Annotated in this window: 10 protein-coding genes; 9 read left to right on the top strand and 1 reads right to left on the bottom strand. The window is 75.1% G+C overall.

What is annotated here, in order from left to right; genetic code table 11:
• Position 1 precedes the first annotated feature (1 nt).
• From ACF07S_RS16110 to ACF07S_RS16085, 6 genes are all read left to right on the top strand, one after another.
• Positions 2–283 carry a phosphopantetheine-binding protein gene (locus tag ACF07S_RS16110; RefSeq protein WP_391974410.1) on the top strand — a complete coding sequence of 94 codons (282 nt, stop codon included), beginning with the start codon at positions 2–4 and terminating at the stop codon, positions 281–283.
• Positions 280–1,800 carry an amidohydrolase family protein gene (locus ACF07S_RS16105; protein WP_391964724.1) on the top strand — a complete coding sequence of 507 codons (1,521 nt, stop codon included), beginning with the start codon at positions 280–282 and terminating at the stop codon, positions 1,798–1,800. The genes ACF07S_RS16110 and ACF07S_RS16105 overlap by 4 nt, the downstream gene beginning before the upstream one ends.
• On the top strand, positions 1,797–2,633 hold the full coding sequence (locus tag ACF07S_RS16100) for a 2,3-dihydro-2,3-dihydroxybenzoate dehydrogenase (RefSeq protein ID WP_391964723.1): 837 nt from the start codon (positions 1,797–1,799) through the stop codon (positions 2,631–2,633). The genes ACF07S_RS16105 and ACF07S_RS16100 overlap by 4 nt, the downstream gene beginning before the upstream one ends.
• Positions 2,634–2,723: 90 nt before the next feature.
• Positions 2,724–3,410 (top strand): isochorismatase family protein, encoded by a 687-nt coding sequence (locus tag ACF07S_RS16095; RefSeq protein ID WP_391974409.1) that lies wholly within the window; start codon positions 2,724–2,726, stop codon positions 3,408–3,410.
• The gene (locus ACF07S_RS16090; RefSeq protein WP_391974408.1) at positions 3,407–5,371 is read left to right on the top strand and encodes an anthranilate synthase family protein; all 1,965 of its coding nucleotides are present in this window, start codon (positions 3,407–3,409) and stop codon (positions 5,369–5,371) included. Before ACF07S_RS16095 ends, ACF07S_RS16090 begins: the two co-directional genes overlap by 4 nt.
• On the top strand, positions 5,368–6,606 hold the full coding sequence (locus ACF07S_RS16085) for a 3-deoxy-7-phosphoheptulonate synthase (protein WP_391974407.1): 1,239 nt from the start codon (positions 5,368–5,370) through the stop codon (positions 6,604–6,606). Before ACF07S_RS16090 ends, ACF07S_RS16085 begins: the two co-directional genes overlap by 4 nt.
• Positions 6,607–6,649: 43 nt before the next feature.
• On the opposite strand, the gene ACF07S_RS16080 is transcribed toward ACF07S_RS16085, so the two are convergent.
• On the bottom strand, positions 6,650–9,511 hold the full coding sequence (locus ACF07S_RS16080) for a LuxR C-terminal-related transcriptional regulator (RefSeq protein ID WP_391974406.1): 2,862 nt from the start codon (positions 9,509–9,511) through the stop codon (positions 6,650–6,652).
• 551 nt (positions 9,512–10,062) lie between these two features.
• On the opposite strand from ACF07S_RS16080, the gene ACF07S_RS16075 reads away from it, so the two are divergent.
• The 3 genes from ACF07S_RS16075 to ACF07S_RS16065 form a co-directional block, all read left to right on the top strand.
• On the top strand, positions 10,063–10,329 hold the full coding sequence (locus ACF07S_RS16075; protein WP_391964718.1) for an acyl carrier protein: 267 nt from the start codon (positions 10,063–10,065) through the stop codon (positions 10,327–10,329).
• A complete protein-coding gene (locus tag ACF07S_RS16070; protein WP_391974405.1) occupies positions 10,313–11,239 on the top strand; it encodes a thioesterase domain-containing protein in 927 nt (308 codons plus the stop codon). Before ACF07S_RS16075 ends, ACF07S_RS16070 begins: the two co-directional genes overlap by 17 nt.
• The coding region (locus ACF07S_RS16065; RefSeq protein WP_391974551.1) for a beta-ketoacyl synthase N-terminal-like domain-containing protein at positions 11,236–15,185 on the top strand (3,950 nt) is incomplete at its 3' end. The genes ACF07S_RS16070 and ACF07S_RS16065, both read left to right, overlap by 4 nt.

Below are 15,185 nucleotides of genomic sequence, written 5' to 3'. Positions count from 1 at the left end.
CATGGACACCAGTACCTCCACCGGGGACCAGGAGTTGCGCGCACAGGTGCGCGACGCCGTCGCGCACCTCCTGGGCACCGCGCCGGGCGAGATCCCGGACGACGCCAACCTGATCCTGCTGGGGCTCGGCTCGCTCGAAGTCATGCGGCTCAGCAGCCGCTGGCGGCGGGGCGGCTTCCCCGTCGACTTCGACTCCCTGCTCTCCGACCCGACCGTGGCCGGCTTCAGCCGCGCCCTCGCCGAGGCGAAGGCACGGTCGGCCGCACCGGGAGGCGCCGCATGAGCGCTCCCGGACCGCTGCTGGTGCGCGGCGCGCACCTGTGCACCGCCGACGAGGAGGAACGGATCCTGCCCGAGGGGTCGCTGCTGGCCGTCGACGGCCGGATCGCGGCCGTCGGCACGGTCGCCGAGGTGGACGCCGCCGTCGCCGCGCTGCCGCCGGAGCGGCGGGCCGCGCTGCGCACCCTGGACGCCCGCCGGATGCTCGTCCTGCCCGGATTCGTCAACGCCCACTGGCACGAGCTGTTCGCCACCCGGCTGCCGTTCAACGGGGCGCTGCGGCCCGCGAGCGACCGCGGCGACCAGGCCGGATTCCTCGGCAACGGCGGCGACATGCACCGCATCTCCGCCGTCTTCGACTCCTTCCACGACCTCATCGCCGGTCTGACCCCGGACGAGGGCGAGGCCATCGCCCGGTACTCGATGTGGACGCAGCTGCGGGCGGGCGTCACCACGCTCGGCGACGTCGGCTCGGTCAACCGCCCGGAGGCGCTGGCCGCCGCCGCGGTGTGGCTGGGCATGCGCTGCTCGGTGAGCACCTGGGCCACGGACTCCGTGTGCCGGCCCGGGGAGAGCCGATTCACCCGCAGCCGTGACACCGACGCCGTGCTGTCCGAGATCGAGGCGCTGGTCAAGACCTGCGCGAACGACGGCACCGGCCTGCTGCGGGCCCGGCCCACCGCGGTCTACGGCACCAACATGACCGATGAGCTCGGACGCGGACTGGCCGAGGTCGTGCAGCGCCACGGCACCGGCTTCGCCTCGCACATCGGCGCCCAGCGCAACGAGGGGGAGTTCGTCCGCGGGTACTACGGCGCCACGCCGGTGCGCCGGTTCGCCGGACTCGGCCTGCTGGACGAGCGGCTGATGTCGGTCCACACCGGATTCGCCGACGACGAGGAACGGCGGATGCTGCTGGAGGCCGGGGTGCATCTGAGCCACTCCCCCGCCAAGTACGGCTCCTCGGGCGAATCCGCGATGACGGAGACCCGGCTGATCCCGGAACTGCGCCGCGCGGGTCTCGACGTGTCGCTGTCCACCGACGGCATGCCGCTGGTCTTCCCCGGGATGCCCGAGCAGATGCGGGCCGCCTGGCAGACCCACAACGAGATGTACGCCGACCCGCTGCTGGTGCGGCCCACCGACGCGCTGGCCATGGGCACCCGCATCGCCGCCCGCGGGCTGCGCTGGGAGAGCGAGATCGGCAGCCTGGCGCCCGGCAAGCAGGCGGACCTCGTGATGGTGCCGCTGGACGACTGGCGGTTCGTGCACACGCCCCGTCCGCTGGAGGCGTTCCTCGCCGTGGGCGGTTCGGGGGACGTCGACACGGTGGTGGTCGGCGGGCGCGTGCTGGTGGAGGCGGGCAGGGCCACCGGGTTCGACGAGGCCGGGCTGCTGGCCGACTACGAGGCGGCGCTGCGCTCGTACTCGCTGCGCTGTCTGAAGGTTCCCGAGGGGAGCGTCGACGAGGTCTTCGCGCGCACCCTCCGACGCGGCGCGGGCGAGGAGGCCACCCGATGACGGTGATGGTGCACGGGCCGGAACAGGACGGCCTGGGACTGGACGGCCGGGTCGCCGTGGTGACCGGCGCCGCGGGCGGCATCGGCGCGGAGATCGTGGCCCGGCTCGTCCGTCACCGGGCGGCCGTGGCCATGGTCGACCGGGACGGGCCGGCCCTCGACGAGGTCGCCGCACGGCTGCGCAAGGAGGCGGCGGCCGCCCCCGGAGCGGCCGAGCCCCGGCTGCTGGCCGTGCCGGCGGACGTGTCGGACGGCGCGGAGGTGGCGGAGGCGGTCGACCGGGTCGAACGGGACCTGGGCCCCATCACCCATCTCGTCAACGCCGCCGGCATCCTGCGTCCCGGCCCGGTGGCCGGGCTGTCCGAGCGGGACTGGGACGACACCATGGCGGTGAACGCCACCGGCGTCTACCTCATGTCCCGTGCGGTGGCCGCCCGTATGGCGCCGCGCGGCTTCGGAGCCGTCGTCACCGTCACCTCCAACGCCGCCCGCACCGCCCGCACCGGCATGGCCGCCTACGCGGCGTCCAAGGCGGCGGCCCAGGCCTTCACCAAGTGCCTGGGGCTGGAGCTCGCGGGCACCGGCATCCGCTGCAACGTGGTCGCGCCGGGCTCCACCGACACCCCGATGCTGACCTCCCTGTGGCAGGGCGAGGACGCGGGCCGCCCGTCGATCGAGGGGGCGCCGGAGGCGTACCGCGTGGGGATCCCCACCGGCCGGCTGGCCCGCCCCGCCGACGTGGCCGAGGCCGTGGTGTTCCTGCTCTCCGAGCGGGCCGGCCACATCACCCTGCAGGACCTCACGGTCGACGGCGGCGCGACGCTCGGCGTGTGACCCGGCCGCCGTGGTCCGGGCCGCGTCCGCCGGTGGCACCGGCGGACGCGGCCCAGTTCCCAGACGCTCGAAGACCAAGAAGGGCACACCATGACACAGGCTGCCGTTCCCGAGATCGTCCCCCATGCCATGCCCACCTCCGCCGAACTGCCGGCGAACACCGCCGAGTGGGTCCTGGACCCGGACCGGGCGGTGCTGCTCGTCCACGACATGCAGCACTTCTTCGTGGACAAGCTGCCGGCGCGACGGTCGCCGCGCACCGAACTCGTGCGCCACACCGTCGCGTTGCGCGAGGCGGCGGTCCGTGCGGAGGTTCCGGTGCTGTACACCGCCCAGCCGGGCGACATGAGCCCGGACGAGCGCGGGCTGCTCGCCGACTTCTGGGGCGCCGGCATGAGCGCGCGCCCCGAACACCGCGACATCATCGACGGGTTGACCCCCGACGAGGGCGACACCGTCCTGGTGAAGTGGCGTGCCAGCGCCTACCACGACGGCGAGCTGCTGCGGCTGCTGCGCGCCTCGGGCCGCGATCAGCTGGTGCTGTGCGGGGTGTACGCGCACGTCGGCATCCTGCTGACCGCCGCCGACGGATTCGCGCACGGCGTCCGCACGTTCGTCGCGGGCGACGCCACCGCGGACTTCTCCCGGCGCCACCACCGGCTGGCGCTGTCGTACATGGCCGCGCGGTGCGCCATGGTGCTGCCGACGGATGCTCTGGTGGCCGCGCTGGACGGTCACCGGGCGCCGGGCACCGCGCTCGCGGAGGCACGGTCGTGAACGGCGGCCCGGGAGCCCTGCTGCGACGGATCGCGGACGGCACCCACGACGGCCCGTTCGCGCTGCTGCACCGCCCGGAGTCGGGGTCGCCGGACCACGTCGACGTGCTGGCCGGGCCGGTGGACACGTACGAGACGCTCGCCGCTCTCCCGCTGGACGGCTCCGACGCGGACGACGGGTTCGCGCTGCTGGCGCTCGTCCCGCACCGGCAGGTCCGCGAGCGGGGCTTCGACCACGTCGACGACGGCACCCCGCTGGCCGGCCTGCGCGTCACCGAGCAGGAGTCGGTGACGCTGGGGGAGGTGCTCGGTCTCCTGCCCCGGTCCGCGGAGCACCCGCTGCGCCTCGAGGGCGGCGGCTTCGAACAGGACGACCGGCGCTACGCCGACACCGTACGCCGGGTCCTGGACGAGGAGATCGCCACCGGGGCGGGCGCCAACTTCGTGCTGCGCCGCGACTACACGGCACGGCTGGCGGGCTGGTCGGTGCCGGCCGCGCTGGCCTACTACGGCCGGCTGCTGCGGCGTACGTCCGGACAGCACTGGACCTTCCTGGTCCACCTCGGCGACCGCACCCTGGTCGGCGCCAGCCCGGAGCGGCACGTGTCCCTCCGGGACGGGCGGGCCGTGATGAACCCCATCAGCGGCACCTACCGCTACCCCGACGAGGGCCCGCAGACCGAGGGACTGCTGGAGTTCCTGGCCGACGACAAGGAGACCAACGAACTCTTCATGGTCGTCGACGAGGAGCTGAAGATGATGAGCGCGGTGTGCGGGCGGGGCGGCCGGGTCCTCGGTCCGCGCCTGCGGATGATGGCGCACATCGCCCACACCGAGTACTTCATCGAGGGCCGCACGGACCTCGACGCCCGGGAGATCCTGCGCCGCACCCTGCTGGCGCCGACCGTGACCGGCAGCCCGCTGGAGAGCGCCTGCTCGGTGATCGCGCGGTTCGAACCCGAGGGGCGCGGCTACTACTCGGGAATCGCCGCCCTGATCGGCCGCGGCGCGGGCCGGCAGACCATGGACTCGGCGATCCTGATCCGGACCATGGACATCGACCGCTCGGGAGCGCTGCGGCTGGGGGTCGGCGCGACGCTGGTGCGTGACTCCGACCCGGTGGCCGAGGCCGCCGAGACCCGCGCCAAGGCGGCCGGGCTGCTCGCGGCCGTCGGCTGCGCCGAGGACGAGGACGGGGCCTCGCCCCCCGCCACGACCGGGTACGGCTCCGGCCCGGCCCGGCTGCCCGCCGTACGGGAGGCGCTGGTGCGGCGCAACGAACCGCTGGCGCCGTTCTGGCTGGCCGACCCGGAGTCCCGGGGGACGCGGCGTCCGGCCCTCGACGGGCTCGACGTCCTGATCATCGACGCCGAGGACCACTTCACGGCCATGGGCGCCACCCTGCTGCGGTCCCTGGGCTGCGACGTACGGGTGCGCCGGTACGACGAGGACTACGCGCTCACGGGGCCGGACCTGGTCGTGGTCGGGCCTGGCCCGGGCGATCCGCGGGAACGCGGCCACGCCAGGATCGACATCCTGCACGAGGTCACCGCCCAGCTGCTGGAGCAGGACACCCCGTTCCTCTCCGTCTGTCTGGGACACCAGGTGCTGAGCGGCACGCTGGGCCTGGACGTGGTCCGCCGCCCGGTGCCCAACCAGGGCGTGCAGCGCGCCGTCGACCTGTTCGGTTCGCGCGAACTCGTCTATTTCTACAACTCGTTCACCGCGCTCGCCGCGGCCGACGAGATCCCCAGCGCACCGGTGCGCCCCGGCACGGTCCGCGTCGCCCGGGACCCGGTCACCCGCGAGGTGCACGCGCTGCGCGGCCCCGGGTTCTGCTCCGTGCAGTTCCATCCGGCGTCGGTGATGACCAGGCACGGCGACCGCGTCCTCGGCGACCTGCTCACCGGCCTGCTCGCCCCGCCCGTTTGCCCACCGCCCGACCAGGGAGTCCCGGCGTGACGTCCGCATCGCAGTTCTCCGAGCCGCAGGCCGCGGCACGTCCGGCCGAGCAGCAACCGCAGTGGCCCGACCCGCAGGAGGTGACCCGCGTCCGGGAGCGGCTGGCCGCTTCGCCGCCGCTCGTCGGCCCCGAGGACAGCGACCGGCTGACCGCGCTGCTGGGCGAGGTCGCGCGGGGCCGGGCCTTCCTGCTCCAGGGCGGTGACTGCGCCGAGATGGTCGAACGGGCCACCCCGGCGGCGGTGCACGGCACCGTGGAGACCCTGGAACGCGTGGCGGGAACCCTGGAGCGGGCGTTCGGGATGCCGGTGGTGACGGTCGGCCGGCTCGCCGGGCAGTACGCCAAGCCGCGCTCCAGCCCGGTCGAGACCCTGCACGGCCGGACCCTGCCCGCCTACCGCGGGGACGCGGTCAACGGTGCCGCCTTCACCCCGCGGTCGCGCACCCCCGATCCCCGGCGCATGCTCCGGGCGTACGAGGCCGCCGCGACCACGCTGCGGCTCGTCGCCGACCGTCCGGGGCCGGCGCCGCGGCCGGCCGCGCGCGAGGTGTTCGTGTCCCACGAGGCGCTGCTGATGGACTACGAGCTTCCGCTGACCCGTGAGGATCCGCGCACCGGACGGCCCTACGCCGGCTCCGGGCACCTGCTGTGGGCGGGCGAGCGCACCCGTGACCCGCGGGGGGCGCACATCGCCCACCTCGCCCGGATCGGCAACCCGGTGGCGGTGAAGATCGGTCCCGGCGCCCGCCCGGACGACCTGCTCCGCCTGGCCCGGCTCCTCAACCCGGCCGCGGTGCCCGGCCGGCTGACGTTCATCGTGCGCACGGGCGCGGGCACGGTCCGGCGGATCCTGCCGGACCTGGTCGGCGCGGTCGCCGGCGCCGGCGTTCCGGTGGCCTGGGTGTGCGACCCGATGCACGGCAACACCGTCCGGGTGAACGGCCGCAAGACCCGGTACTTCGACGACGTGTACGAGGAGATCAGCGGCTTCTTCGAGGTGCACCGGGCGCTGGGCACGCATCCCGGCGGCGTGCACCTGGAGATGACCGGCGCCGATGTGACGGAGTGCCTGGGCGGCGGCTCCGGCGCGGTGTGGAGCGCGGGCATCCGTCCCGCCGATCTGCCCACCCGCTACGAGTCGGCCTGCGACCCCCGGCTGAACCGCACCCAGACCCTCGAACTGGGCCGTCTGATCGCCGGCCTGCGCACCGCGCCCCTGGTGACGGCCGGCTGACGTGCCCGGGCGGGGCGTCCCGCCCCGCCCGGGCACCTCGCGCTCACGCCGCCCGGGCCACCGCGCGGGCCGGGTGGCGGGCCAGGCTCTGCAGGGCGCCGCCCAGGTCGGAGCGGGCGGTGATGCCGAGTTTCTCGTACACCCGGTACAGGTGGTTCTCGACCGTGCGGACCGAGACCACCAGGCGCGCGGCGATGTCACGGTTCGACAGGCCGCCGGCGGCGAGTGCGGCGACCTCGCGCTCGCGGCCGGTCAGCGGGGCGGTGCGGGTCCGCTGCCGGTGTTCCTGCGCATCGGCCCACGGCGGGAGCGCGCAGTCCGACTCCGCCAGCAGCCGTGCGCCGGCGGCCCGTGCCAGCCGGCCGGCCCGCCGCCGGCCGTCCTTGCGGTACACGTGCGCGGCCTGCGCCGCCGCCTCGGCGGCGAGCGGGACCGCGCCCAGGGCGCGGAAGCGGGCCGAGACCTCCTCCAGCGCCTCGCCGTCCGACCGGCTCAGCGCGACCACGTGGTCCGCCTGGAGCCGCATCAGCTCCGAACCGGCGCCGACGGCGAGCCGCGCGGCGCGGACGGCGGCGCGCGGCGTGTCCGCGACCCGGGCGGCCAGGTGCAGTGCCGTCAGCGCCGACGCCGGTCGTGCGGCGGCGCGGCGGACGACTTCCAGGGCGCGGCAGGCGGCGCCGGACCGGTCCCCGGTGTGGGCGAGCACCACGGCGTGTTCGAGCAGGACGGCGTCGTCGGCCGGCGGGTAGGGGGGTGCCGCCCGGCGTGCGGCCCGCGCCTCGACCAGGGTCTGCAGGGCCTCCGTCGGCCTGCCCGCCTCGGCGAGGGCGCCCGCGAGCTGGGCCAGGGTCCAGGCGGGGGTGCCGAGCCAGTCGCGCCGGACCCGCAGGGCGCTGGCGCCGCGCAGCAGGGTGACCGCCTCGTCGGGCCGGCCGAGCAGGCGCAGCAGGCGGGAGCGGAGCAGGGCCAGCTGGAGCCGGCCGAGTTCGTCGCCGGGGGCCGGGAAGCGGCCGATCGTCTTCAGGGTGTCCCTGACGCGGCCGACGTCTCCCTGGGCGAAGGCGCAGCGCGCGGTCACGACCAGGCAGCGCAGGCGGGTGTCGGCGTGCCAGCCGTCGAGGTCCCGGGTGTGGCGGTCGATCATGGCCAGCGCCTCGGCGGGGTGGCCGAGTTCGCTCAGGGCGAGGGCCGCCGGGGGCAGCAGGTGCTGCACCACCGGGGAGTCGGGCCGCTCCCCCGGCAGGACCGTCCGCGCCGTGCGGGCCGCGTCGTCCGGCCGGTCGGCCAGCAGTGCCAGGACGGCGTGGAACCCGTACCGGACCCCGGCGCCCTGCGGACCGAGCCCGGCCGGCAGGCCGTCCACGACGGCGGCGGCGTCCGCGCCGCGTCCCAGTCCCCAGGCGACGTTGTCGGCCCGGTCCCGCACGGCGGCGACCAGCTCGTCCGGGGGCAGCGCCTCCACCAGTGCCTCGGGCCGGCCGGTGAGCACCCGCGCGAAGACGGCCTCGGCCTCCTCGTGCCGCCCGAGGCCCGCAAGCGCCCGCCCGAGCAGCAGGGAGGCCCGCGCGACATCGACGACGGCCCGGCCGCCGTCCTCCGGCACCGGGGGAACCCCGTCGTCGCCCGGGACCGGGGCGGCCCCGCCGTCGCCGGCGCCCGGGCCACGGATCTCCTCCCCCGCGGCCGCGGCGGTGGTCGCCGTGCCGCCGGGCGAGGGCGCCGGCAGGCCGGCGGGGGCCGGGCCGGCGGGGGCCGGGCCGGCGGGGGCCGGGGGTGCGCCGAGGAGGGGGAGGCAGAGGCGTTCGGTGAGGGCGAAGTCGCGGCGGTGGGCCGCCGTGCGCGCCGCGGCCAGCAGCACCGCGGGTCCGGGGACGCGGCCGGCGGCCATGCGCAGGGTCGCCATCCGCACGGCGTCGTCCGCGCGCCGCGCGCCGGTGGCCTCGATCGCGTCGGCGAGTTGCAGGCGCAGCCGCTGGGCGGTGAGCCCCGACATGCGGTCCGCCACCACCGCCCCGGTCAGCGGTTCGGTCAGCCGGATGCCGACCCGGCGCCCGCTGTACTCGATCTGCACCAGTCCGCGTCCGTCGAGGCCCTCCGCCGCGCGGGCCAGACCGAACCGCTCGGCCAGCCCGTACTCCACCTGCCCGACCAGGGCCAGCACGTTCACCAGTTCCTGCTCCTCGGGCGCCAGGTCGCGCAGCCGCAGGCGGACGATGTCGGCCAGCCGCCCGGGCGGCCGCGCGGGCAGCCCGTCCCAGTGCCAGTGACCGTCGACGCGGCGCAACGAGCCGTCCGCCAGCGCGTACTCGACGAGTTCGTGCAGGATCAGGGCGTTGCCCCGGGTGGTGTCCCACAGCCGTTCCAGGGTCGCGGCGTCCACCGGACCGCCGACCCTGCGCCGGAGGATGGCGCTCACCACGTCCCGGGCGAACGGCAGCACCTCCAGCCGCTCCACGAGACGCTCGACCCACAGTTTGTCCACCCCGGCGGGCAGCGCGGCGTCCCGCCGGGCGGCCGCGGCGACCGACACCCGCCCGGAGGCGGCCAGGCGGTACAGCCGGTGGGCGGCGGACTCCTCCACCAGATGGGCGTCGTCGAAGCCGACGACGGTGCGCCGCGCGGGATCGCTGTGCCGCCGTACCGACTCCAGCCGGTCCAGGCACTCGGCGAGGGAGCAGAAGTTCTCCGCGCAGCCGGTCTCGGGACCGCCGGCCCCGCCGACCGCCACGACGGTCCGGCCCCCGGCCGCGACGCGCTGGAGGGCGGCGGCGAGCAGACGCGTCTTCCCCACACCGGTGGTGCCGGTGAGGAGGACTCCGCCGCGGTCCGTGAGAGCGGAGTCGATGGCCCGCAGGTCTGTCTGGCGAGCCATGACCGCCCACGACTGTTCGATCTCGGTCGGCATTTCGGTCCTTGTCAACTCTCGGCGAAAAGACGCCGATCACGGAAGGTACGGAATAGCGGTCACCGCGGAACAACAGTCACGTTTTCGGAGGCCTTTTTCCCGGGGAATCTCATCGGCGGAAAGAGCACGGCGGGCAGCGGCCATGGAATGTCCCGTATGCGTCGGCGTTCACGATACGAGGACCACCGGACGCCACACTGAGGTGTTTCTGACGCGGCGCTGACACGGCGGATGAGTGAGGGACAAGGCCTGATGGGGTCGCGGCCGCGCAGGTGCGCGGAAAAGGGCCGGCCGATCGGCCGGAAAGGTGCCGCTCCAGGCGGCTCACCTCGAAGAACAGGGCCACGAACGCCCCTTGTCCAGGACTCGTCGGATGATTGCGTGTTGCTCACGATTGAGTTGCGCGAAGGGTGTCCGCCTCCCTACGCTCCCGAACTGCGAGCGGAGGCCTGACCGCTCTTTGTTCTCCCGCAGAAACCCGCCCACTCCGGTTTTCGCGACAACGCACCCGGAGTGCACGCGTACGTAGAGGCACGAGAAAGGAACGGGTCATGGGCAAGGTCACGGCCGGCGAGGTTCAAAAGTGGCTGATCGAGAAGATCGCGGAGCGGCTCGGTGAGCAGCCCTCGGCCATTCCTCCGGGGCAGTATTTCGACGAACTCGACATGGACAGCACGGAGGCGCTGATCATCGCCGGCGAGATGGAGGGCTGGCTGGGCTTCGAGCTGGGCACCACGGCGCTGTGGTACCACCCGACCATCGAGGCCCTGTCGGCGCACATCGCCGAGGAGAGTGCGCGGCATGGCTCGGCGGCCTGACGCGGCGTCCCCGCCGAAACTGCTGACACGGCACCGGGAGGCCGCGCCCGGCGCGGGCACCGTCTACGCGGTGCACCCGGGCGCGCTGCCCGCCGGCCTCTGGGCCGGCCTGGCCGGCGCGCTGCCCGAGGAGACCGGGTTCGCCGTGCTCGACCTGGGCGCGGTGCCCGAGTACGGGGAGGCCGCGCTCGCCCCGGAGCGCTCCCGCCTGACGATCCATCACCTCGTCGATCTGCTGGCCACCGCGTACCGCGCCGACCGCACCGGCCCTACCGGCCGTACCGGCGGGGACACCGTCCTCGTCGGCTGGTCGTTCGGCGGGGTGCTCGCCCACGGACTGGCCGGACGGCTGGCGCCGGAGGAGGGACCGCTCGGCGTGGTGCTGCTGGACAGCATCGCCCCCACGGACGCCTACCAGCACACCGAGGGGGCGCCGATCGACCCGGCGGTCGTCCTGCGCTGGTTCGCGATGTTCCTGGGCGCCCGGCGCGGCGCCCGGGTGCGTCCGGGCCCCGTACCGGCCGGCGCGGACACCGACACCGCGCTGGCCCTGCTGCTCGAGGACGCGATCACCGCGGGCGCGCTGCCCCGGGAGACGCCCCTGGCCGGCCTGCGCAAGCTCTTCGAGGCCTACACGGCGGGACTGCTGCGCAACAACCGGCTCACCGCCCCCTACCGCCCGGCGCCCGCCACCGTTCCCCTGGTCCAGATCAAGGCCGCCGACAGCCTCGTCGCGTCGGATCCGACGCTCGGCTGGGGCGAGCTGGCCGGCCGCGGGCTCACCACCCACTCCGTGCCCGGCGACCACTACACCATGCTGATCCGCCCGGACGCCTCGCAGGCCATAGCCGGACTCGTACCACCCCTCCGGCCGGCGCCGCTCGTCACCACCCGGAGGCCCTCGCCGTGAACCCGTCCCAGCAACGCACACTCGACCGGCGGCTGGCCCGCGACCCGATCGCCGTCGTCGGGCTGTCCGCGCTCTACCCGAAGGCGCGCAACCTCCAGGAGTTCTGGACCAACGTCGTCGCCGCGGCCGACTGCACCACGGAGGTGCCCGCGAGCCACTGGGACGTCGGCGAGTTCTACGATCCCGACCCCTCGGTGCCCGACAAGACCTATGCCAAGCGCGGCGGCTTCATCCCCGACGTGCCGTTCAACCCGCTCGAGTTCGGCCTGCCGCCCAACACCCTCGAGGTCACCGACGTCCTGCAGCTGCTCAGCCTGGTCGTCACCCGCGACCTGCTGAAGGACGCGGGAGCGGAACGCGAGTGGTACGACCCCTCGCGCACCGGTGTGGTGCTGGGCATCACCGGCGCCAACCAGCTCACCCAGCCGCTCACCGCCCGCCTGCAGAGCCCGGTGCTCAAGGAGGTGGTCAGGAGCTGCGGGCTGTCGGACCGGGACGCGGAGGAGATCGCCGCCAAGTTCCGCATGGCGTACGCGCCGTGGGAGGAGAACTCCTTCCCGGGCATGCTCGGCAACGTGGTGGCCGGCCGCATCGCCAACCGGTTCGACCTCGGCGGGATCAACATGACGATCGACGCCGCCTGCGCCAGCTCGCTGGGGGCGGTCCGCACGGCCGTCAGCGAACTGCTGGAGGGCCGGGCCGACACCATGCTGGCCGGCGGGTGCGACGCCGAGAACACGATCTTCATGTACCTGTGCTTCAGCAAGACCCCGGCGCTGTCCAGGTCGGGCCGGATCCGTCCCTTCGACAGCGAGGCGGACGGCACCCTGATCGGTGAGGGCATCGGCATGCTCGCCCTGCGCCGGCTGGCCGACGCCGAGCGCGACGGCAACCGGATCTACGCGGTCCTGCGGGGCCTGGGCACCTCCAGCGACGGGCGTTTCAAGTCGATCTACGCGCCGCGCAAGGAGGGCCAGATGACGGCCCTGCGGCGGGCGTACCAGGACGCGGACGTGGCCCCCGACAGCATCGAGCTGTTCGAGGCGCACGGCACCGGCACCGCGGTCGGCGACGCCACCGAGATCAGCGCGCTGACCGAGGTGGTGGCGAAGGACGGCGGCGAGCGGGAGTACGCGGCCATCGGCAGCGTGAAGTCCCAGATCGGGCACACCAAGGCGGCCGCGGGAGCGGCCGGGCTGATCAAGCTGGCCCTCGCCCTGCAGCACAAGGTGCTGCCGCCGACCATCAACGTCACCCGGGCCGGCGCCGCCTTCGGCCCGGACAGCCCCTTCTACGTCAACTCCGCCACCCGGCCGTGGATCCGTGACCCGAAGCGGCCGCGCCGTCGCGCGGCGGTGTCCGCCTTCGGCTTCGGCGGCACCAACTTCCACGCCGTACTGGAGGAGTACGGCGACGGCGACGACGTCGCCGTGCGGTTCCCGGTCGCCCGGGTGCACCTGTGGCACGCCCCCGATCCGGGGGCCCTCGCCGACGCGCTGGCCGCCGGCCGGGCGCCCGACGGCGGACCCGTGCCCGAGGGGCACGCCCGTGTCGCCTTCGCCGCCCGCGGCGAAGGCGATGCGAGGGCGCTGCGCGAGACCGCGCTCGCCGAGCTGCGCTCCCGGCCGGAGGAGCCGGAGTGGACCCACCCCAAGGGCATCCACTACCGGCGCGCCGCCGGCGGGACCGGCAAGGTGGGTGCCCTGTTCGCGGGCCAGGGCAGCCAGTACGTGGCTCCGGGGCTGAGCGCCGTACTCGCCCTGCCGCCGCTGCGCTCCTCGTTCGACCGGGCCAACCGGCACTGTCCGGAGGAGAACCCGCTGTCCCGGGTGGCCTTCCCGCAGCCCCTCGTCGACGAGGCCGGCCGCGCCGCGCAGGAGGCCGCGCTGCGGGCCACCGCCTACGCCCAGCCGGCGATCGGGGCGCTGTCCGCGGGCCACTTCCGGTACCTGACCGAACTGGGGTTCAGCGCCGAGGGGTTCCTCGGTCACAGCTTCGGCGAGCTGACCGCGCTGTACGCCGCGGGGGCCTACGACGAGGACACCCTGCACCGGCTGGCGCGCGCCCGCGGCCGGGCCATGTCGCCGGCGTCCGGGCAGAGCGACGACACCGGGACGATGGCGGCCGTGTTCGCTCCGGAGGAGCGGGTCGCGGAGCTGCTGGCGGAGCGCGACGGGCTGCTGGTCTGCAACCGCAACGCCCCCGACCAGATCGTGGTCGGCGGCGCGACGGCGGAGGTGGAGCTGCTGCTCGAGGCGGCGGAGCGGGCGGGTGTGCGCGCCCGCCGGCTGCCGGTGTCCGCCGCCTTCCACACCCCGTTCGTGGGCCATGCCGTGGACGACTTCCGCACGGCCGTGGAGGCCGTGGAGATGTCGGCACCGCGCGGCCGGGTCTACGCCAACACCGCGGGGGCGGACTACGGCCCGGACGTCGCCGGCAACCGCCGGGTGCTCGCCGGGCAGTTGCTCCGTCCCGTGGAGTTCGCGGCTCGGGTGGAGGAGATGTACGCCGACGGGTTCCGCACCTTCGTCGAGTTCGGGCCCGGTACGGTGCTCACCGGTCTGGTGGGCAGGATCCTGCGCGGGCGGCCGCACACCGCGGTCGCGCTGGACGGCGGTCCCGGCCGGGACGCGGACCTGACGCTCAAGCAGGCCGTGGCGCGGCTCGCGGTGCTGGGCCTGCCGGTCTCCACCACCGACCGCTACGTGGCCGAGCCGGAGCCCGAGGCGCCGGCCAAGGGCATGACGGTGATGCTCAACGGCATCAACTACGTGTCACCGGAGCGCCGCGCCGCCTATCAGGACGCGCTCGCCCACGGGTACCGCGTCACCACGCCCGCGGCGGCGACGGCCGCCGCGCCGCCCCCTGCCGCACCGGCGCCCGCCGTGCCCCGGGAGCCCGTGGCACGGGAGCCCGTGGCACGGGAGCCCGTGGCACGGGCACCGCTGCCGGCCCCCGGGACGGCCGCCGTCCGGGCACCGGCCGTCGCTCCGGAACCGGACCGGACGGCGCACGACCGCGCCGCCCGGGCGTCCGTTCCCACCGCCGCGGATCGATTCCGCCCCGCCCAGGAGAACCAGCCCATGCCGAGCGACCGTCTCACCGAGCTCATCTCGGACCACCTCTCCCTCCACGACGAGTACCTGCACGGCCAGTTGCGCAGCGCCGAGCGCCTGGCGCGGCTCCTGGAGCGCGCGGACGACCAGGGCCGTCTCGACCAGGTGCTGCCCGGCATCAGCTCGGTCAAGGAGCACGGGCTGGCGATCGGCCGCACCCACATCCGCGCCAACGAGGTCCTGCGCCGGCTGGCCGGACTGGAGCTCGGCGCCGAGGCCCCCGCCCCGGACGCGCCGGTGTGGGCGGAACCGGCGCCCGCGGCGGCGCCGACCCGCGCTCCCGCCTCGCAGGAGCCGGCGCCCGCCGCGCCTGTCCTCGCGGAGCCGGCGGTCGCTCCCGCCCTCCCCCCGACCTCGGTGCCAGCGCCCGCGCAGGGCCCCGCGCCCGCCCCGGCGGCGCCTCCCGCGCCGGAGCGGGCCCCGGCCGCCGGGCCGGACGCCGACGAGGTCCGCACCGTCCTCCTCGACGTCGTCGCCGACAAGACCGGCTACCCCGCCGACATGCTCGACCTCACCATGGACGTCGAAGCCGACCTCGGCATCGACTCCATCAAACGCGTCGAGATCATGGGCGCCGTCCAGGAACACTTCGACACCCTCACCACCGCCGGCCCCGAACAACTCGCCGAACTCCGCACCCTCGGCGACATCGTCACCTTCGTCACCGGCACCACCACCCCCACACCCACCACCACACCCACACCCGCACCGGCCACCGGCCCCGACGCCGACAAGGTCCGCACCGTCCTCCTCGACGTCGTCGCCGACAAGACCGGCTACCCCGCCGACATGCTCGACCTCACCATGGACGTCGAAGCCGACCTCGGCAT

The organism is Streptomyces sp. NPDC016640, from assembly GCF_043076215.1.
Classification (GTDB): Bacteria; Actinomycetota; Actinomycetes; order Streptomycetales; family Streptomycetaceae; genus Streptomyces.
This window is presented reverse-complemented; position numbering and strand designations above follow the sequence as displayed.